Source organism: Streptomyces longisporoflavus (assembly GCF_014649775.1).
GTDB classification, from domain to species: Bacteria; Actinomycetota; Actinomycetes; order Streptomycetales; family Streptomycetaceae; genus Streptomyces; species Streptomyces longisporoflavus.
Genome location: NZ_BMTR01000006.1, coordinates 32,109 through 52,886 on the forward strand (window position 1 = coordinate 32,109; position 20,778 = coordinate 52,886).

Sequence of the window (20,778 nt, forward strand, 5' to 3'; positions counted from 1 at the left end):
TGCGTCGCCCGCCGGGCGCGCGGATCGCAGGCCGTGGGGGCCTGCTTGGGGGGATGGACGGGGTATGAGAGTCAGCGTTTTCGGTCTGGGTTACGTGGGCTGCGTGTCGGCGGCGTGCCTGGCCAGCATGGGCCACGAGGTCATCGGGGTGGACGTCAACCAGGTCAAGGTCGACCTGGTCAACGACGGCAAGGCACCGGTGGTCGAGGAGCGGATCGGCGAGCTCACGGCCGAGGTCGTACGGAGCGGTGCGCTGCGCGCCACCGTCGACGTCCGCGAGGCGATCATGGGCAGCGAGGTGTCGCTGATCTGCGTGGGCACGCCCTCGGAGCCCAACGGCAGCCTGTGCACCACGTACTTGGAGCGGGTCACCGAGCAGATCGGCGCCGCGGTGGCCGAGCGGGGCGGGCGGCAGACCGTCGTCTTCCGCAGCACCATGCTGCCGGGCACCTGCCTGAACCTGCTCGTGCCGATCCTGGAGAAGGCCCTCGGCGGCACCGCCGGGGTGGACATCGGGGTCGCGGTCAACCCGGAGTTCCTGCGCGAGGGCACGAGCGTGCGGGACTTCTTCGACCCGCCCAAGACCGTCATCGGCGAACTCGACCCGGCGAGCGGCGACGTGGTCGCGTCGCTGTACGAGAGCGTGCCCGGCGAGGTGTTCCGGGTGCCGGTGCCGACGGCCGAGGCGATCAAGTACGCCGACAACGCGTTCCACGGCCTGAAGATCGGCTTCGCGAACGAACTGGGCGCGGTGTGCCAGGCGCTCGGCGTCGACTCGCACCAGGTCATGGACGTGTTCCTGGCCGACCGCAAGCTCAACATCAGCCCCGCCTACCTGCGGCCCGGCTTCGCCTTCGGCGGCTCCTGCCTGCCCAAGGACTTACGCAGCCTGGTGTACGCGGCACAGCGGGCGGACATCTCGGTGCCGATCCTCTCCCACGTGCTGCCCTCCAACGCGGACCACCTGCAGCGCGCGGTGGAGCTGGTCGAGCGCACCGGCAAGCGCCGTGTGGGCCTGTTCGGTCTCTCCTTCAAGCCAGGCACCGACGACCTGCGCGAGAGCCCGCTCGTCGAGCTGGCCGAGAGACTCTTCGGCAAGGGCTACGACCTGCGGATCTACGACGCCAACGTCAGCCTCTCGCGGCTGATCGGCGCCAACCGCGAGTACATCGAGACCCGCCTCCCGCACCTCGCCCAGCTGCTCGCGGACTCCGCCGAAGAAGTGGTCGAGCACTCCGAGGTGTGTCTGGTCGGAACCAAGGATCCGGCCGTCCTCTCGGCGCTGCCCCACGGGGCAGGACCGGTGCTCATTGATCTGATCCGCCTACCCGACGCCGAAGCGCGCCGGACAGAACCGGGGTACGTAGGCCTTGCTTGGTAATGCAACGAGCGGCGGCGGGCCTGCCCGCCGCGCGCTGATCTTGGTGGAAAACCTGTCGGTGCCGTTCGATCGGCGGGTGTGGCAGGAGTGCACGACACTGCGCGACGCGGGCTGGAAGGTGCACGTCATCTGCCCGCAGGGCACCAAACGGGACACGGAGGCGGAGGTCGAGATCGACGGGGTGCGGATCCACCGCTACCCGTTGCAAGCGGCCACCGGAGGGCCGTCCGGCTATCTGCGCGAGTACGGATCGGCCCTGTGGCACACGGCCCGCCTGATCCGCAAGGTCGGCCCGGTCCATGTGGTGCACGCCTGCAACCCGCCCGACCTGCTGTTCCTGCCCGCACGGTGGCTGCGGCGGCGCGGCGCGCGGTTCATCTTCGACCAGCACGACCTGGTGCCCGAGCTGTACCTCTCCCGGTTCGACCGAGGCGAGGACCTGCTCTACCGCGCCGTGTGCGCCCTCGAACGGCTGACGTACCGGGCCGCGGACGTCGTCCTCGCAACGAACGAGAGCTACCGCGACGTCGCGGTGCGGCGTGGCGGCAAGCGGCCGCAGGACGTGTTCGTGGTGCGCAGCGCGCCCGCGGTCGACCGGTTCCAACCGGTGCCGCCCGAGCCGGAGTTGAAGCGCGGCAAGCCTCATCTGCTGTGCTACCTCGGCGTCATGGGCCCGCAGGACGGCGTCGACTACGCGCTGCGGTCCCTGGCCAAACTCCGTGACGACCTCGGGCGTACCGACTGGCACGCGGTGTTCGTCGGTTCCGGTGACGCCTTCGACGCGATGGTGGAACTGTCGCGGCAGCTCGGGCTCACCGACCAGGTGGAGTTCACCGGGCGCATCCCGGACGCCGACCTGGTGCGCTACCTCTCCACCGCGGACGTGTGCCTGTCCCCGGACCCGCGCAATCCGCTCAACGACGTGTCGACCATGAACAAGGTCCTGGAGTACATGGCCATGGGCCGGCCGATCGTCTCCTTCGACCTGCGGGAGGCGCGCGTCTCCGCCGGCGACGCCGCCGTGTACGCGCCCGCCGACGACGAGGCCGAATTCGCCAGACTCACCGCGCTGCTCCTCGACGACCCGGAAAAGCGGGCCAGAATGGGCAAGCTCGGCCAGGAGCGGGTCAGCGGACCGCTGTCCTGGGAGAACTCACAGGCGTCGCTGCTCGCCGCCTACGCCGTCGCCTGCCGCGACCACGCCCGTGTGGGCGGCACCCCGATCCGGAAGGGGAGGAGGCGGCGACGTTGAGCGAGGACACCATACGTCTGGTGACGATCGGACGGATCTTCCGCAGGCGCTGGCGGCTGCTCGCCGTCGTCGCCCTGGCGGGCGCACTCCTCGGCTACGGCGCCTCGTTGGTGCTGTTCCCGCCGCGCTACACGGCATCGGCGTCCGTACTGCTGCCGGGCGCGTGGGAGGAACGCGAGCTGCTCACCCAGGTGAACGTCGCGACCAGTTCGTCGGTCGTCGACCGGGCGGCCGGCGCGCTCGACTGGACGGACGGCGACGGCAGCGAACTCATCGACCAGGTGAGCGCCAAAGCAGCCGACGGCAACATCGTCGAGATCTCGGGTACGGCCGACACCCCGGAGCATGCCCAGCAGCTCGCCGACCGGGTGGCCAAGGAGTTCGTCACCTTCGCCACCCGGGTCGCGGGCGGCAGCACCGACCCCGCACGCGCCTCGGGCCCCGAGGCGCTGCGGAAGAAGGTCGAGGAGACCAACCGCCGCATCAGCGAACTGGCCAAGGCGGCCGATCCGGGACAGACCGTGGAGAGCGTGCAGGCCCGCACCTCGCTCGAGAAATTGCGCAGCTCGCTGGAGGAGGCCATGAAGAAGCTTGAAGAGGCCGACCCGGCGACCGGAAAGGCCGGCATGGTCGTCATGGGAAACGCGGTCCTGCCGACCGGCGAGGCACCGCCGACGAGGACGCAGCTCATGGTCGGCGGGGCGCTGCTTTCCCTGCTGGCCGCGGTCATCGCCCACCTCACCGCGGCACGGTCCGATCGCCGCCTGCGCGCCGAACCGCAGATCGCCGCGGCGCTGGGCTCGACGGTCATCGGCACCGTCGACGTGCCCGGCGGACGGACCGCGCACCGGCCCCGGGGCGGCGGCCCGCGGGCCCGGGCGCGCCGTTTCCTCGGCCTCGACACCCGCTGGAACACACCGGCCCCCCTGCCCTCCGACGAGGCGGGCAGACAGCTCCGCTACCGGCGCGTGTGCGCGCGTATCCGGATCCAACTGCCGGGCTCCCGCGGGCTGCTCGTGGTCGTACCGGACGGTGACGAGATCGGCCGCCAGGCCGCCGGGCGGCTCGTCGACGAGGCCGGGAACGATCCGCACATGCGCCTTGTGGACGTCTCGGTGTCCCGGCCGGTGGTGCCCGACCGCGAGGCCGAGTCCGGCGCCCTGGTCGTGCTGAGCGCGGGCAGTTGGACCGCGGGTGACCTCGCCGCCATCGCCGACGCGTGTGCGGACGGCAGGCACGAGGTCGTCGGCGTCGTCGTCGCCGGCACGGTCCGGGCCCGTCCCGGCCGGTCAACCGGAGACCCCGCGCGGAACGCCACACCCGCGCTCGCGGGCCGCGGCCAAGCGACGGGGGGCCCGGCGTGACGACCGACACGACCCCGGAGCCGTCGCCGGCCGCTCCGCTGCTGAACCTCCAGGCGCTGGTGGTGGCGGTGCGCAGGCGCCGCCGCCTCTGGTGCTCCCTGGCAGTCCTCGGGCTGCTGCTCGGCGCGGCGGTGGCGGTCCTGCGACCGCCGCCCCCGGCCGCCATGGCCAAGGTGCTCGTCGCGCACCAGGAGGACCAGCCGAACGACACCGGCACCCTGATCCGCACCGACGTGGAGGTACTGCAGACCACGCGGATCGCCGACAAGGCCCTGAAGTCCCTCAAGTCACCGGTGAAACCGGAGGACTTCCTGCAGGACTACCGGGGCACCGGCGTGACCAACAATCTGCTGCAGATCGACGTGACGGGTGACAGCGACGCGGACGCGGTGGCCCGGGCGAAGGCCCTGGCGGACGCGTTCATCGCGGACCACATACGGCGGATGCAGGCGGCCGCGAAGGCCGAGTCCAAGGCCCTGCGCGACCAGGGCGACCGCATGCGCAACGAACTCGCCCGGGTCAACAAGTCGATCGGGGGCAGGACACCGGAGAGCGACCCCGGGTCGTCGGCGAGCATGGAGTCGCTCTTCGCCCGCCGGGCCGAACTGACCTCCCGGATCGCCGATTTCGACCAGCGCGCCGAAGAGGCGCGGATGGGCGCGCCCCGGATCATCGCCGGCACCCAGATCGTGGACGATCCGCGCGCGGTGGAACACTCCCTGCCGATGGCCGTCGTGACCAACGCCGGGATCGGGCTCGTCCTCGGGCTCGTCCTCGGGCTCGCGGTGGCCGCGGTCGGTTCGGTGGTGGCGGACCGTCCCGTCCTCCGCCGGGAGATCGCCGCGAACCTCGGCGCCTCGGTCATCGCGGAGCTGCGGCGCGTGCCCCGCCGGCCGATCAGGCTCTGGCAGCTGCGACGGACCCGTGCGGCACACGAACGGCTCGTATCGACCCTGGCCCGCACCGTGCGCGACTCCGCGGAATCGGTGTCGCTCCTGGAGCTGGGCTGTGCGCACAGCACGAGCGTGCTCGCCATCGACCTCGCCAAGGCGCTGTCGGAGGAGGGCCCCGTCGTCATCATCGATGACCTGCCGGCCCTGCAACGCGCCGGCCGCGGCCAGGAGCCGGGAGGCCCGGCCGTGGTCAGCGCCGACCGCGCCGCCACCGTGCCGCATCAGATGCGCCGGCTCGGTGTCGGCTCCGTCGCACCCGGCACGGCGTGGACCGGCCTGCAGGACCTCGGTTCCCAGACCGTGCTCGTCGTGCGCGCCGGGCACGGCAGCACCGCGTGGCTGCACACCGTGGCGCGGCAGCTCGCGGACCTGCTCATCCCGGTGATCGGTGTGGTGCTCGTCGACCCCGATCCGCGGGACCGGACCGACGGCACCCTGTGGGACGGCCGGCACACCGCGCTGCGCGGCCACAACGAACGCCTTGCCCGGCAGAACGCGGCAGGCAGGCAGCCGGCGGAGCGGCCGTCATGGTCAGTACGAGTCCCGGACAGCGACCAGGAAGCGCGGTAAGACATGTGTGGCATCGCAGGCACCTACAGATGGCCGGACGGGAAAGCCGTGACCGACCGGCTCACCGATGTCCTCGCCCACCGCGGACCGGACGGGGCGGGCCGCTACGGCCACCGGGCCGCTGACGGCGAAGTGCAGCTCGGGCACCGCCGCCTGTCCATCATCGACCTGTCCGAGACCGGCGCCCAGCCGATGGTCTCGGGCGGACTCGCCCTGACGTACAACGGCGAGCTGTACAACGCGCCCGAGCTGCGCGCCGAACTGGAGGCCGGCGGGGTGCGCTTCCGCGGCACCTCCGACACCGAGGTGCTGCTCGAGGCGTGGCGGCGCTGGGGCACCGACTGCCTGCCCCGGCTGCGCGGCATGTTCGCCTTCGGCGTCTTCGACGAGCGGACCGGTGAACTGGTGCTGGCCCGCGACCAGCTCGGCATCAAACCGCTGTTCCTGCTGCGGCGCGGCGGTGGCCTCGTCTTCGCCTCCGAGCTCAAGGCGCTCGCCGCCGTGACCGGCGGCTCGCTCCAGGTGGACGACGCGGCGCTGGTGGCCTCGCTGCTGTACTACTGGGTGCCGGACTCGCGTTGCGCGTTCCGCGAGGCGGAGAAGCTGCCGCCGGGCAGCTGGCTCAGGTGCCGGCCCGACGGCCGGGTGGAGCGCGGGCAGTACTGGAACCTGCGCGACGTCGCCGCCGAGGGGCAGGAGCGGGCCCGCAGCGGCGAACTGCCGGACCTGGCCGCCGTCGTCGAGGAGTCGACCCGGCAGCACCTGCTCTCCGACGTGCCCGTGGCGACCTTCCTCTCCGGCGGACTCGACTCCAGCTACCTCACCGCGCTCGCTGCCCGGGACCGGCCCGGGATCTCCGCTTACACGATCGGGTTCCGCCCCGAGGACGCCAAGTTCGAGGCGATGCCGGACGACCTGCGCTACGCCCGGCAGGTCGCCGAGCAGTTCGGCGTCGACCTGCACGAGATCGAGATCGCCCCGAACGTGCTCGACCTGCTGCCGCGGATGACGCACCACCTGGACGAGCCGATCGGCGACCCGGCCGCGATCAACACCTTCCTGATCTGCTCGGCGGCCCGCGAGGCCGGGATCAAGGTGATGCTCTCGGGGATGGGCGCCGACGAACTGTTCGCCGGCTACCGCAAGCACCTGGCCAACGTGCTCGCGCTGCGCTACCAGCGCGTCCCGCGGCCCCTGCGGCGCGGCCTGTCCAGGGCGGTGGACCGGCTGCCGGTCGCCACGGCCCGCCGGGGATTCCGCTCGGTGCGCTTCGCGAAGCGGTTCCTCTCCTTCGCCGATCTGTCGGAGGAGGCCGCGTTCCGGCGCAGCTACACCATGTACGACCAGGACGAGCTGCTCGCCCTGGTCAATCCGGACCTGGCCGGGACGGTCGAGGACGTACTGACCGAACACGCGGACATCTACGAGGACAACACGCTCGACGACTTCGTCAACCGCATGTGCCTGGGCGATGCCCGGATGTTCCTGCCGGGCCTGAACCTCGCCTACACCGACCGCTCCAGCATGGCCGCGTCGACCGAGGTGCGGGTGCCGTACGTGGACGTCGAGGTGGTCAAGGCGGCGTTCGCCCTGCCCGGCGATCGCAAGATCGTCGGACGGCAGAGCAAGGCCGTCCTCAAGGAGGCGGCCACCTCGATCCTGCCCGGGGAGATCGCGTACCGGCCCAAGGGCCTGTTCAGCGCCCCGCTGCGGGCCTGGATGAGCCGGGATCTGGCACCGCTGGTGCGCGAGGTGGTCAACGACGGAGTGCTGGTCAGTTCCGGGATCCTGCGCCGCGAAGCGCTGGAGCGGATGGTCGCCGAGGACGCCGCGGGGCAGCGAGACTTCTCCAAGCATCTGTGGCACGTGCTGACCCTCGAGTACTGGTATCGCGACGCGACCTCCGGCTCCGGCCAGAGGCAAGCGGCTTGACGGCGTTGGAAGTTGAAACAAGAGGAGCTCGGGTGAAGCAGGTCGTACAGAACTACAAGAGCGGCGAACTGGCGCTGCTCGACGTCCCGGTGCCGGGATGCAAGCCGGGCGGAGTGCTCGTCCGGAGCGCCTACTCGCTGATATCCACCGGGACCGAGCTCATGAAGGTGTCCGAGGCCGGCATGTCGATGGTGGGCAAGGCCCGCTCCCGGCCCGACCAGGTGGCCAAGGTCGTGCAGAGCGTGGCCACCAACGGAGTGCCCGCCACCTACCGCAAGGTGATGGGCAAGCTGGACTCCTACACCCCCCTCGGCTACTCGCTGTGCGGGGTGGTCGAGCAGGTCGGCGCCGGGGTCGACGACGTGAAGGTCGGCGACCTCGTGGCCTGCGCCGGCAACGAGCACGCGCTGCACGCCGAGCTCAACTGGGTGCCCAAGAACCTCTACGCCCCCGTGCCCGAAGGGCTCGCGCCGCGGCACGCGGCCTTCGGCACCGTCGGGTCGATCGCGATGCAGGGCGTCCGCCAGGGCGAGCCGCAGCTCGGCGAGGTGGCTCTTGTCGTCGGCCTCGGCCTGATCGGGCAGCTGGTGGTGCAGCTCCTCGTCGCGGCGGGAGTCCGCGTCGTCGGGGCCGACCCCGACCCGGCCCGCTGCGAGCTCGCCGAGCGCCTGGGCGCCGCGGCCTGCGGCGATCCGGGCTCCGCGGCCGTGGAAGCCGCCGTCGCCGAACTTACCGGCGGGCACGGCGTGGACCAGACGTACCTGGCCGCCGGTGGTGGCAGCAACCAGCCCGTCGAGCTGGCCGCCCGGCTCAGCAGGGACCGCGGCAGGGTTGTCGACATCGGCAAGTGCCGCCTTGACCTGCCGTGGAACGCGTACTACGAGAAGGAGCTCGACGTCCGGTTCTCCCGCTCCTACGGCCCCGGGCGCTACGACCCGGAGTACGAGCTCGAAGGGCGTGATTACCCGATCGGTTACGTGCGCTGGACCGAGCGCCGCAACCTGGCGTGCTTCCTCGACCTGGTCGCCCGCGGCTGCGTCGACGTGGAGCCCCTGATCTCCCATGTCGCCGACTTCGACGACGCCGTGGAGACGTACCAGAGCCTGAAGGACGGCGAGTTGAAGGCCGTGGCCGTGCTGTTCCGCTACGCCGAGCAGGCGGCGGCGGAAGCAGGGCCCCGGACGGTGGCCGTGCCCTCGGCGACCGTGCGGCCGAGGGCGGCCCGCTCCGTCAGGACTCCGGTGCGCGTGGCGTTCGTCGGGGCGGGCAACTACGCCACCTCGATGCTGCTGCCGCACCTGACGGGCCGCGAGGGCGTCGAGTTGTCCACGGTCGTCACGACGACGGCGCTCTCCGCGGCCAACGCGAAGCGCAAGTTCGGCTTCACCGATGCGACCACGGATCTGGACGCCGTGCTCGGCGACAGTGCCGTCGACGCGGTGTTCGTGGTCACCCGGCACAGCTCGCACGCCGAACTGACCAAGAAGGCCCTGCACGCAGGCAAGGCGGTATTCGTCGAGAAGCCCCTGGCCCTCACCGAGGACGAGCTCGCCGGTGTGCTCGCGGCGGTGGAGGAGTCCGGCAACGACCGGCTGCAAGTGGGCTTCAACCGCCGGTTCGCACCGCTCCTGCGGGAGGCCAAGGAGCGGTTCGGCACCCGGACAGGACCGGCGAGCCTGCGCTACCTCGTCAACGCGGGCCGGTTGCAGCACGGCAGCTGGTACCTCCGCCAGGACTCCGAGGGCTCGCGGTTCGCCGGAGAGGGCGGGCACTTCATCGACACGGCGAGCTGGCTGCTCGGGGCCGACCCGGTCTCGGTGTACGCGGCCGCCACCTCCGGCAACGAGGACCTCCAGATCGTCCTCGGCTACCCGGACGGGTCCACCGCCACCATCAGCTACGTCACCACCGGCCCCGGCAGCTTCCCCAAGGAGACCCTCGATCTGATCGCGGACGGCAAGGTGCTGCGGCTCGACGACTTCGTGCGTGCCTCGGTGTTCGCGGAGGGGGGAGCCGGTCGCAAGCGGTGGGTCAGCTCGCGGCTGCCGAAGGCCAGGGACAAGGGCCAGAACGCCGAACTGGCCTCCTTCGTCAAGGCCGTGCGCACCGGCGGGCCGATGCCGGTGCCGCTGGATTCCCTCGTCGCGACCACGGCGGCCACCCTCGCCGTGCAGGCCGGCCTGGCCGGCGGCGCCCCTGTGGCATTGACGAGGACCCGATGACCACGAGCGCGGGCTGGTACCTGCGGCGGCTGTCCCGGATGGGGCCGCGGGAGGTCGGGGGCCGGGTGGGCGACGCGCTGCGCAGGCGGCAGTGGCGGCGCTCGGCGCCGCCCGACTGCCCGGCCGTGAGCGGCGCCCGGTTCACCGCGGTGCTGCCCGCGGGGACGATCGCCGCGGTGTCGCCGGACGCCGCGAAGCGGCTCGTCGCCGAGGCCGACCGGCTGATGGACGGGCACGCCACGTACTTCGGGGTGGACCGCGACGACATGGCCGACCCCGACTGGTGGTACGACCCGAAGACCGGACGCCGGGCGCCGTGGGGCTACGCCTTCGACGTGCCGTACCGCGACGAGGACGCGGTCGGGGACATCAAGCAGATCTGGGAACCCTCCCGGCACCAGTACCTCACCGTGCTCGCCGCCGCCTACGCGGTCACCGGGGACGAGCGGTACGCCGAGCGGGTCGCCGCGCATCTGCGGTCGTGGTGGGAGGTCAACCCGCCGCTGCGCGCCGTGCACTGGATCAGCGGCATCGAGCTGGGCATCCGGCTGCTCTCCTGGGTGTGGATCCGCCGGCTGCTCGACGGCTGGGCGGGCGCGGCCGGGCTCTTCGAGGACAATCCGGTGGCGCTGAACCAGATCTGGCACCACCAGCGCTGGCTCGCCGCCTTCCCCAGCCGGGGCTCGTCGGCGAACAACCACGTCATCGCCGAGGCCGCCGGGCAGTTCGCCGCGGCCTGCGCGTTCGACTGGTTCCCCGCATCGGAGCGCTGGCGGGCCGACGCGCTGCGGTCCCTGGAACGGCACCTCAAGAGCAACACCTTCACCTCCGGCCTCAACCGCGAGCTGGCCACCGAGTACCACGGGCTTGTCCTGGAGCTGGGCCTCGCCGCGGTGGCCGAGGCGGACGCAGCCGACGTGCCGGTCCCCGCGGCCGTCCGCCTCGTGCTGCTGCGGATGACCGACGCGCTCGCGGCCGTCGTCGACAGCCGCCTGCGGCCGCCGCGCCAGGGAGACGCGGACGACGGGCACGGTCTGGTGGTGGACGGAGCGGGCACCGACCGCTGGGGCTCCCTCCTCGCCACCGGGGAGGCCGTGTTCGGCCGGCTCGCCTGGTGGCCCGAGGTGACCGGCACCGATGTGCGCACCCCGCTGCTCGCCGCGCTCGTCCGGCCGTACGCGGGCAAGCAGACCGCCCGGCCGGCAAGCCGTCCGGCCCACTTCGCCGACGCGGGCATGACCATCCTGCGCGGCCCGGGGGAGATCTGGTGCCGCTGCGACGGCGGACCGCACGGGTTCCTGTCCATCGCCGCGCACGCCCACGCCGACGCGCTGTCCGTGGAGGTCCGGCACGACGGGGTCGACGTGCTCGCCGACCCGGGGACGTTCTGCTACCACGGACAGCCCGAATGGCGGCAGTACTTCCGCTCGACCCTCGGCCACAACACCCTGCGCCTCGGCGGCGGTGACCAGTCCCTCTCCGGCGGCCCGTTCCTGTGGACCCGGCACGCCCGCAGCCGCGTCCTGGTCGCGGACACGTCCGGCGCGTCCGATGCCTCCGACGGGGGCACGGCCCGCTGGTGCGCGGAGCACGACGGCTACCAGCGCGAGGACGGCGCAGTACACCGCCGCCGGGTCGAACTGAGCGCCGCCGAGCGGGAGTTGCGCGTGATCGACGAGGTGCGCGGACAGGGCATGGCCGCGCAGTTGGCCTTCCACCTCGGCCCGGAGATCACCGCGGAGCTGACGGGAAGCAGGGCAGTGCTGACCTGGACCAGGGACGGCGAGGACCGCTCCGCGGTGCTCGACCTGCCCGCGTCGCTGAACTGGCGGGCGCACCGCGGCGAGAGCAACCCGCCGCTCGGCTGGTACTCCGCGGGCTTCGGGCGCAAGGAGCCCGCCACGACACTGATCGGCACCGGCTTCGCCGACGGCAAGCAGGGTTTCACGACCGTGCTCAGGTTCCGGGGATAGGGGGCTGGGGGACGTGGGGATGAACTGGCGGAACCGGGCGTTGGCGGTGGCCGCGTCGGCCGTGCTGTTGGCGACCGGCTGCGAGAGCGCGCCGGGCGAGCGGGCGGAGCCGACCTCCGCGCCGTCCGGGTCCGGGGCCCGGGCCGCCGTGGCCCGGGTGTGCGACAAGCCCGCGGACGGGCCGGCGAAGGCGCCGGAGGGCGCGGTGACGGTCGACCCCGCGGTGATCAACGACCTGGCCGCGAAGACCAAGAGCAGCCCCGCGAACACCACGTTCTGGCTCCGGCCGGGCAAGCACCGGCTCGAACCGGGGCGCCACACCCAGGTCATCCCCAAGAAGGGCAACCGCTACCTCGGCGCGCCGGGCGCGGTGCTCGACGGCCGGAAGAAGAACCAGTACGCGTTCGGCGGCGACGCCCCTGACGTCACCATCCGCCACCTGACCGTGCAGCGTTTCGTCGCCCCGCACGACCAGGGCGTGGTCAACCACGACTCGGCCGACGGCTGGGTGATCGAGCACGCGAAGATCCAGCACAACTCCGGCGCCGGAATGATGGCCGGTGCCCGTCAGCAGGTCCGAGACAACTGCCTGCGCGACAACGGCCAGTACGGCATGAACGCGTACAAGGGCACAGGGCCCCTCCGAGATCTGGTGGTGGAGGGCAACGAGATCACGGGCAACAACACCGGCGACTGGGAGCGGCGGCGGGAAGGCTGCGGCTGCACCGGGGGCATCAAGTTCTGGGCCGTCGAGGGCGCCGACATCCGCGGCAACTGGGTGCACGACAACCGCGGGACCGGGCTGTGGGCGGACACCAACAACAACGACTTCCGGATCGAGGACAACGTCCTGGAGGCCAACGACGGTGCCGCACTGATCTACGAGACCAGCTACAACGCGGTCATCAGGAAGAACACGGTCCGGAAGAACAACTGGGTCGAGGGCCGCAAGGGGGCCTCCGGCGGCGACAACTTCCCCTTCGCGACCGTCTACCTGTCCGAGTCCGGCGGCGAACCACGGGTCCGGGCCCGCACGGACAAGATCGAGGTGTACCGCAACCTCTTCGAGAACAACTGGTCCGGGATCACCCTCTGGGAGAACGCCGACCGGTTCTGCAACAGCCCCGCCAACACCTCGTCCGGCGACTGCACGTTGCTGGAGAAGGAGCCCGACCGCTGCGCGCAGCCGAAGATCGCCACCGCGCCGCTCTACACGGACTGCCGGTGGAAGACCCAGCGGGTGGACATCCACACCAACCGGTTCGTCCTGGACAAGTCCGTCCTCAAGTGCACGGAGAGGTGCGACCGCATGGCGGTCCTCGCCAACTACGGCACCTATCCGAAGTGGTCGCCGTACAAGGGCGAGCGGGTGGCCGACGCGATCACCCACAAGCAGGGCAACCGCTGGCACGACAACGTCTACGTCGGGCCGTGGAAGTTCGTCGCCCACGACCCGAGCCGGGTGCTCGACTTCGGGCAGTGGCAGGGCGCGCCGTACGAGCAGGACGAGAGCAGCACCCTCCGCGTACGGGACGGTGATTGAGATGAGCCAGGACCTGCGGCGCACCGGGCTGCCGGGCGCAGCGGACACGCGTGACACGGCGGGCAGGGCGGCCACGGCGGGCACCCGCCCCGCCACGCCGAAGCTCGTCGGCACCGTGTGGGGGCTGCTGATCCTCAACACGCTCGGCTCCGCCGGGGCGGAGACCGTCATCCCGCTGCCCCGCTCGCTCATCCAGGTCGTCACCATGGGCGCGCTGGTCGCCGCGTTCACGCTGGCGCTCGCGCTCAACACGCGGCTGCGCATCCACGCCAGCGCCTTCCTGCTGCTGCTCACCCTGCTCCTCGTGCCGAGCGTGATCTCCAGCCTGCAACTGGTGTCCGGGTTCGGCGCGCTGTTCCGCTGTACCCGCTTCGCCCTCTTCATCGGCACACTGTGGCTGCTCAGCCGCTGGTGGGACGGGAGCGAGACGTTCGTACGGCACCACATCCGCATCTACTTCGCGGTGCTCGGCTCGGTCGCCGCCGGCGCGCTCATCTCGCCGGGCGCGGCCATGCCCGACGTCTACGGCGGGCGGCTCGTCGGCGCCCTGTGGCCGCTCACCCCGCCGCAGATCGGACAGTACGCCGCGGTGATCATCGGGCTCACCGTGCTGCTCCTCATGGGGCGCAGGACCGACCGGGTCAGCGCGGCGGTCATCATCGTGCCCTCACTCGTCCTGCTCGCGCTGACCCATACCCGCACGGCCACGCTCGGCATGCTCGTGGGGCTCGCCCTCGCGATCGGCTCGCTCGTCCTGACCAGCGCCGCCGCCCGCCGGTTCTTCACCTGGTCGGTGGTCGTCGCCGCGGTGGCCGCGGTGGGATTCGCCCCTCTGCTACGCGCGTGGTTCCTGCGCGGACAGAGCCAGGAGTACCTCACCAGCCTCACCGGCCGGGCCAAGGTCTGGGACGCCCTGCTCGCGGCGCCCCGGACCACCGCGGAGAAGCTGTTCGGCATGGGCCTGGGCGACAAGTCGTTCGGCGGGCTGCCGATCGACAACAGCTGGCTGGCCGTCTACCACGAGCAGGGCTGGATCGGCATCACCCTCGTGGCGGCGCTCGTCACCATCCTCGGCGCCGTCGCGCTGCTACGGCCGCCGTCCCTCGCGAGGGCTTGCGCGATCTTCCTGATCAGCTACTGCGCCATCGCGTCGTACACCGAGGCCGGCCTCGGCGACGCCTCGCCGTATCTGCTGCACCTGGCCCTTGCCGCCTCGCTCCTGGCGGCTCCGCCCGCGGCCGCGCCCCCGGCGAAGCCCGCGGTTTCCCGCCGCCGTATCCCGCGCTGGGCCCAAGATCGGAGGCGATCGTGAGCATGCACGTCCTCGTGGTGCACAACCGCTATGCCTCGGCCCAGCCGAGCGGCGAGAACAACGTCGTCGACCAGGAGACGGCGCTGCTGCGCTCGGCCGGACACCGGGTCGAGGTGTTCGAGCGGCGCAGCGACGACATCGGCGCCATGCCGCTTGCGACCAAGGCCACGGTGCCGCTGCTCGTGCCGTGGAACCCGAGGGTCCGCTCCGAGCTCGCGGCCCGGCTGCGTGCCGAACGCCCCGACGTGGTGCACGTCCACAACGTCTTCCCGCTCCTGTCGCCCGCCGTCATCGCCGCCTGCGCCGACGCCGGCGTGCCCGTCGTGGCGACGCTGCACAACTACACCCAGATCTGCCCGCCCGGCACGCTGCAACGGGACGGCCGTCCGTGCACCGAGTGCGTCGGGGGGACGCCGCTGCCCGCCGTCCGGCACGGCTGCTACCGGGGCTCCAAGCTCGCCACGGTGCCGCTCGCGGTCAGTCTCTCGGTCAACCGGCGGCGCTGGTGGTCCGGCGTGGAACGGTTCTTCTGCATCTCCGCGGCGCAGCGCGACATCCTGGTGCGGGCCGGCATGCCCGCCGAACGGCTCGCGGTGAAGCACAACTTCGTGCCGGACCCGGACGCCCGCCGATCCGGCGCCGGCGAGCATCTGCTCTACCTCGGCCGCCTCGCGGAGGCCAAGGGCGTGCGGCTGCTCATGGCCGCGTGGGACGAGCTCGCCGCGTCCGGCGGTGTGGGCGTGCCGCTCGCCATCGCCGGCACCGGGCCGCTGAAGGACGAGGTGACCGCCTGGGCGGCGGGCCGGGACGACGTACGGTACCTCGGCCTGTACGACCCGGAGCAGTGCAGGCAGGCCATCGCGCGCTCGGTGGCCGTGGTCGCTCCCTCGACGTGGCTCGAGGCGTTCGGCCTGGTGGTCGTGGAGGCGATGGCGGCCGGGGTGCCGACCGTCGCCGCCGGTCACGGAGCCTTCGTCGAACTCGTCGAGGACGGGGTGACCGGGCTGCTGCACCGGCCTGACGACGCCGCCTCACTCGCGTCCTGTCTGCGCCGGATCACGTCCGATCCGGCGCGGAACCAGGAGATGGGCCGGGCCGGCCGACACCGTTACGAGCAGGGCTTCAGCCCGGCCGTCGGTCTCGAACGCCTGGTGGAGGGGTACCGCACCGCGATCGCGGGACGGTCCGGCGGCGGGGAGAGCCCGCCGCCCGCACGAAATGGAAACTCTGGCTCGCGGTGGGGCACCCGCGCGAGCAGAACTGGGGGGAATTAGATGACACGATGCCGACTGTGCGGCTCGTCGGCGCTGGGGAGCGTCGTCGATCTGGGGGCTACTCCGCCGTGCGAGAGTTTTCTCGCCGCCGACCAACTGGACAAGCCCGAACCGGCGTACCCGCTGCATCTGCGGGTCTGCACCGACTGCTGGCTCGCGCAGATCCCGCCGCTGATCAAGCCGGAGGAGACGTTCACGGAGTACGCGTACTTCTCCTCCTTCTCGACGTCCTGGGTGGAGCACGCGCGCACGTTCGTCGCCGACGCGGTGGAGCGGGCGGGGCTCGGCTCCGACGCCTTCGTGGTCGAGGTCGCGAGCAACGACGGGTACCTGCTGAAGCACGTGGTGGACCGGGGGATCCGCTGCCTGGGCATCGAGCCGTCGGTGAACGTCGGCGCCGCGGCACGGGACGCGGGTGTCCCCACGCTCACGGAGTTCCTGAGCCCGGAGACCGGTGCGGCCGTCCGCGCCGCGAACGGCCCGGCCGATCTGGTCGTGGCCAACAACGTGTACGCGCACATCCCCGACGTGGTCGGCTTCACCGAGGGACTGCGCGCCCTGGTCGCCGACGACGGCTGGGTCTCCATCGAGGTGCAGCACCTGCTGACCCTGATCGAGGAGAACCAGTACGACACGATCTACCACGAGCACTTCCAGTACTACACGGTCGCGTCCGCGATCCGGGCGCTCGCGAGCGGCGGACTCGCGCTCGTGGACGTCGAGTTGCTGCCCACGCACGGCGGCTCCATCCGGCTGTGGGCCCGGCCCTCCGAAGTGGCGGGCGAGCCGTCCCAGAGGGTGCTTGACGTCCTCGACAGGGAGAAGGCCGCCGGTCTCCAGGAGCTGTCCGGGTACACCGAGTTCTCCGCGCGGGTGGCCAAGGTGCGCAGGGACCTCCTGAAGTTCCTCGTCACGGCGGCCGAGGACGGCAAGACGGTCGTCGGCTACGGCGCCCCGGGCAAGGGCAACACCCTGCTCAACCACTGCGGCATCCGGCCCGACCTGCTCGCCTACACGGTCGACCGCAACCCGTACAAGCACGGCAGGTTCACGCCGGGCACCCGCATCCCGATCCTGCCGCCCGAGCAGATCGGCGTCGACAAGCCCGACTACGTCCTCGTCCTGCCGTGGAACCTGCGGACCGAACTGGTCGAGCAGCTCGCGTACGTGCACGAGTGGGGCGGCCGCCTTGTCTTTCCCATCCCGGAACTGAGCATTGTCGAGGTCAAGCGATGAAGGTCGTACTGTTCTGCGGCGGTTACGGGATGCGGATGCGCAGCGGCGCCGCGGACGACGTGCCCAAGCCGATGGCGATGGTCGGCCCGCGGCCGCTGATCTGGCACGTGATGCGCTACTACGCGCACTTCGGGCACACGGAGTTCATCCTGTGCCTGGGGTACGGGGCGCACCACATCAAGAACTTCTTCCTCAACTACGAGGAGACGACGTCCAACGACTTCGTGCTGCGGGGAGGGAAGACCGAGCTGCTCTCCACGGACATCTCGGACTGGACGATCACGTTCGCGCAGACCGGCATCGAGTCACCGATCGGCGAACGGCTCCGCCGGGTGCGCCACCACCTGGACGGCGACGAGATGTTCCTCGCCAACTACGCCGACGTGCTCACCGACGCCCCGCTGCCCGAGATGATCGACCGGTTCGCCGTGCGTGACGCGGGCGCGTCGATGATGGTGGTGCCGCCGCAGTCCTCGTTCCACTGCGTGGAGCTGGGCGAGGACGGCCTGGTCGGGGGCATCACCCCGGTCAGCGAACTGCCGATGTGGGAGAACGGCGGCTACTTCGTGCTGCGCCAGGAGGTCTTCGACCACATACCGGAGAACGGTGACCTGGTCGCCGACGGATGCGGCGGCCTCGCCAAGCAGGGACGCCTCGTGGCGCACCAGCACCGCGGCTTCTGGAAGCCGACCGACACCGTCAAGGAGCGGGCCGCGCTCGACGAGGCCTACGCCCGCGGCGAGCGCCCGTGGGCCGTGTGGGAGCGGGACAGTGCCGGGGTGATCGCGTGATCCGGCTCGGGTCCGGTCGCCTCGACCGGGTCGTCGCGGTGGGCGCCCACTGCGACGACATCGCCATCGGCGCGGGCGGCACGCTGCTCGCGCTGTGCCGGGCGCGGCCGGGTATCCGCGTCGACGCCCTCGTGCTCACCGGCGGCGGCAGCGAGCGCGAGCAGGAGGAGCAGGCCGCGCTCGCCGCCTTCTGCCCGGGCGCCGATCTGCGCCTGACCGTGCTCAAACTGACGGACGGCAGGCTGCCCGCGCAGTGGGAGGAGGCCAAGGCCGCCGTCGAGGAGCTGCGCGAGCGGACCGAGCCGGACCTGGTCCTCGCCCCGCGCACCGATGACGCGCACCAGGACCACCGCGGCCTGGCGCAGCTGATGACCACCGCCTTCCGCGACCACCTCGTACTCGGCTACGAGATCGTCAAATGGGACGGCGACCTCGGCCGCATGGCGGCCTACCAGCCGCTGGCGCCAAAGACCGCCGAACAGAAGGTGCGGCTGCTGCAGGAGCACTATCCCTCGCAGCGGCACCGGCCCTGGTACGACCGGGAGGCCTTCCTCGGCCTCGCCCGGATCCGGGGCATCGAATGCCACGCGCGATACGCCGAGGCGTTCGCCGTCACCAAACTCACGCTCGATCTCGGCACTTCCGACCTGGGGGAATGAACCTTGCGCGTACTGCTCACCGGACACCAGGGCTACTTGGGCACCGTCATGGCCCCGGTACTCACGGCCGCCGGACACGAAGTCGTCGGCCTTGACGCCGGTCTGTTCGCCGACTGCGTGCTCGGCCCGCCGCCCGCGGACCCGCAGGGCCACCAAGTGGACCTGCGCGACCTCACGCCCGAACACGTGGCCGGGGTGGACGCAGTGATCCACCTGGCCGCGCTCTCCAACGACCCGCTGGGGTCGCTCGCGCCGGAACTCACCTACGACATCAACCATCACGCGTCCGTACAGCTCGCCCGGCTGGCCCGCGAGGCCGGAGTGAAGCGCTTCCTGTACGCGTCCACCTGCTCGGTCTACGGCGCCGCGGGCGGCGGCGACCTGGTCGGCGAGGACGCCCCGCTGCGCCCGGTCACGCCGTACGCCGAGTCCAAGGTGCGCGTCGAGGACGACCTGCACGCGCTTGCCGACGGCGACTTCAGCCCGGTGTACATGCGCAACGCCACCGCGTTCGGCTACTCGCCCCGGCTGCGCGCCGACATCGTCCTGAACAACCTGGTGGGCCACGCGCTCCTGTCCGGCGAGGTGCTCGTGCTCTCCGACGGCACGCCCTGGCGCCCGCTGGTGCACGCCGCCGACATCGCGCGGGCCTTCACCGCCGCGCTCGACGCGCCGCGAGAGGCGGTGCACGACCGGGCGTTCAACATCGGCAGCGAGACCAACAACGTCACGGTCGCCGAGATCGCCGAGCAGGTCGCCGAGGCGGTGTCCGGCGCGAAGATGCGGATCACGGGGGAGAACGGCGCCGACCCGCGGTCCTACCGGGTGGACTTCTCCCGGTTCCGCGCCGCGATCCCCGGCTTCGACTGCGAGTGGACGGTCAAGCAGGGCGCGCTCGAACTCGCCGACGCCTACCGCAAGTTCGGACTCACCCGCGAGGACTTCGAGCAGCGCTTCACCCGCCTCGCCGTGCTGCGCGCGGCGTCCGAAGCCGGCACCGTCGACGACACCCTGCGGCGGCGCGGATGACACCGCAGTTCGAGGAAGGCGCCGGCGAACAGATGCACGCGCTGGTGGAGCGGCTCTACCCGCTCTGCCGCAGCATCACGGGCGACGGCGTGCGCGCCACCCTGGACATCGTCGGCGAGTACATCCCCTTGCAGGTGCACGAGGTGCCGACCGGGACGCAGGTGCTCGACTGGACGGTGCCGCAGGAGTGGAACATCCGGGACGCCTACGTCGCCGACGCCGCCGGCAACCGGGTCGTCGACTTCGCCGCGTCCAGCCTGCACGTGCTCGGCTACAGCGTGCCGGTGTCGAGGACCATGCCGCTGGCAGAACTCCGCGAGCATCTGCACACCCTGCCCGACCAGCCGACCCTGGTGCCGTACCGCACCAGCTACTACAAGCCGGCCTGGGGATTCTGTCTGGCGCAGGAGACCCTGGACGCGCTGCCCGACGGCGAGTACGAGGTGTGCGTCGACTCCACGCTCGCCGACGGCCATCTCACCTACGCCGAGCACGTCGTCCCCGGACAGGTGCCCGACGAGGTGATCGTCTCCTGCCACGTCTGCCATCCGTCGCTGGCCAACGACAACCTCGCCGGGATCGCCGTGGCGACGTTCCTGGCCAGGGCGCTCGCGGAGACGACTCCGTACTACACCTATCGGTTCATCTTCGCGCCCGGCACCGTGGGGGCCATCACCTGGCTGGCCCGGAACAAGGAGCGGGTGGACCAGATCAAGCACGGCCTCGTGCTCGCCTGCGCCGGCGACTCGGGCCAACTGACGTACAAACGGAGCAGGCGCGGCGACGCGGAGATCGACCGGGTGCTGCAACACGTGCTCCAGGCCTCCGAACGCCCGCACCGCGTCACCGAGTTCACTCCGTACGGCTATGACGAGCGGCAGTACTGCTCACCCGGGTTCAACCTCGGCGTGGGCTCGCTCAGCAGGACCCCGTACGCCGAGTACCCGGAGTACCACACCTCGGGCGACAACCCGGACTTCGTGTTCCCGGCGGCGATGGCGGACACCCTCGATGTCTGCCGCGAGGCGTTCGCCGTCCTCGACCGCAACCGGCGCTATCTGAACCTCAGCCCCTACGGAGAACCGCAGTTGGGACGGCGCGGTCTGTACGACGCGCTCGGCGGCCGCAGTGACACCAAGGAGGCCCAGCTGGCCATGCTCTGGGTGCTCAACCTCTCCGACGGCGAGCACGATCTGCTCGACGTCGCCGAGCGGTCCGGGCTGCCGTTCGACACCGTCGCCGCCGCGGCCGACGCCCTGCACGGCGCAGGGCTGATCAAAGCGTGAC

Annotated in this window: 15 protein-coding genes; all 15 read left to right on the forward strand. The window is 71.5% G+C overall.

Annotation, left to right across the window (positions count from 1 at the left end; translation table 11 throughout):
* Nucleotides 1–64: 64 nt before the first annotated feature.
* Genes IE226_RS13900 through IE226_RS13970 form a run of 15 tightly spaced genes read left to right on the forward strand, consistent with a single transcriptional unit; the run spans nucleotide 65 to nucleotide 20,777 of the window.
* Nucleotides 65–1,381, forward strand: a complete 1,317-nt coding sequence (locus IE226_RS13900) for a nucleotide sugar dehydrogenase (protein ID WP_190081497.1) — start codon at nucleotides 65–67, stop codon at nucleotides 1,379–1,381.
* Nucleotides 1,371–2,633 carry a glycosyltransferase family 4 protein gene (locus IE226_RS13905; protein WP_190081498.1) on the forward strand — a complete coding sequence of 421 codons (1,263 nt, stop codon included), beginning with the start codon at nucleotides 1,371–1,373 and terminating at the stop codon, nucleotides 2,631–2,633. The genes IE226_RS13900 and IE226_RS13905 overlap by 11 nt, the downstream gene beginning before the upstream one ends.
* Nucleotides 2,630–3,997 carry a Wzz/FepE/Etk N-terminal domain-containing protein gene (locus IE226_RS13910; RefSeq protein ID WP_190081499.1) on the forward strand — a complete coding sequence of 456 codons (1,368 nt, stop codon included), beginning with the start codon at nucleotides 2,630–2,632 and terminating at the stop codon, nucleotides 3,995–3,997. The genes IE226_RS13905 and IE226_RS13910 overlap by 4 nt, the downstream gene beginning before the upstream one ends.
* Nucleotides 3,994–5,520: a Wzz/FepE/Etk N-terminal domain-containing protein gene (locus IE226_RS13915; protein ID WP_190081500.1), complete on the forward strand. Its 1,527-nt coding sequence runs from the start codon at nucleotides 3,994–3,996 to the stop codon at nucleotides 5,518–5,520. The genes IE226_RS13910 and IE226_RS13915 overlap by 4 nt, the downstream gene beginning before the upstream one ends.
* Nucleotides 5,521–5,523: 3 nt before the next feature.
* Nucleotides 5,524–7,452: an asparagine synthase (glutamine-hydrolyzing) gene (asnB, locus tag IE226_RS13920; protein ID WP_190081501.1), complete on the forward strand. Its 1,929-nt coding sequence runs from the start codon at nucleotides 5,524–5,526 to the stop codon at nucleotides 7,450–7,452.
* 32 nt (nucleotides 7,453–7,484) lie between these two features.
* Nucleotides 7,485–9,674, forward strand: coding sequence for a bi-domain-containing oxidoreductase (locus IE226_RS13925; RefSeq protein WP_190081502.1), 2,190 nt, complete (start codon nucleotides 7,485–7,487; stop codon nucleotides 9,672–9,674).
* Nucleotides 9,671–11,647: an alginate lyase family protein gene (locus IE226_RS13930; RefSeq protein ID WP_190081503.1), complete on the forward strand. Its 1,977-nt coding sequence runs from the start codon at nucleotides 9,671–9,673 to the stop codon at nucleotides 11,645–11,647. The genes IE226_RS13925 and IE226_RS13930 overlap by 4 nt, the downstream gene beginning before the upstream one ends.
* A 19-nt stretch (nucleotides 11,648–11,666) precedes the next feature.
* Nucleotides 11,667–13,190 (forward strand): right-handed parallel beta-helix repeat-containing protein, encoded by a 1,524-nt coding sequence (locus tag IE226_RS13935; protein WP_190081504.1) that lies wholly within the window; start codon nucleotides 11,667–11,669, stop codon nucleotides 13,188–13,190.
* A 1-nt stretch (nucleotide 13,191) separates the two neighbouring features.
* A complete protein-coding gene (locus IE226_RS13940; protein WP_190081505.1) occupies nucleotides 13,192–14,502 on the forward strand; it encodes an O-antigen ligase family protein in 1,311 nt (436 codons plus the stop codon).
* A 2-nt stretch (nucleotides 14,503–14,504) separates the two neighbouring features.
* Nucleotides 14,505–15,776, forward strand: coding sequence for a glycosyltransferase (locus IE226_RS13945; RefSeq protein WP_190081821.1), 1,272 nt, complete (start codon nucleotides 14,505–14,507; stop codon nucleotides 15,774–15,776).
* Nucleotides 15,777–17,012 (forward strand): class I SAM-dependent methyltransferase, encoded by a 1,236-nt coding sequence (locus IE226_RS13950; protein ID WP_190081506.1) that lies wholly within the window; start codon nucleotides 15,777–15,779, stop codon nucleotides 17,010–17,012.
* Complete coding sequence (locus tag IE226_RS13955; protein WP_190081507.1) at nucleotides 17,009–17,803, forward strand: glycosyltransferase family protein; 795 nt, start codon at nucleotides 17,009–17,011, stop codon at nucleotides 17,801–17,803. The genes IE226_RS13950 and IE226_RS13955 overlap by 4 nt, the downstream gene beginning before the upstream one ends.
* Nucleotides 17,800–18,462, forward strand: a complete 663-nt coding sequence (locus tag IE226_RS13960; RefSeq protein WP_190081508.1) for a PIG-L deacetylase family protein — start codon at nucleotides 17,800–17,802, stop codon at nucleotides 18,460–18,462. The genes IE226_RS13955 and IE226_RS13960 overlap by 4 nt, the downstream gene beginning before the upstream one ends.
* Before the next feature lie 3 nt (nucleotides 18,463–18,465).
* A complete protein-coding gene (locus IE226_RS13965) occupies nucleotides 18,466–19,491 on the forward strand; it encodes an NAD-dependent epimerase/dehydratase family protein (protein WP_190081509.1) in 1,026 nt (341 codons plus the stop codon).
* Entirely contained in the window at nucleotides 19,488–20,777 is a 1,290-nt protein-coding gene (locus IE226_RS13970) for a DUF4910 domain-containing protein (protein WP_190081510.1), read from the forward strand. The genes IE226_RS13965 and IE226_RS13970 overlap by 4 nt, the downstream gene beginning before the upstream one ends.
* The last annotated feature ends 1 nt before the right edge of the window (nucleotide 20,778 follow it).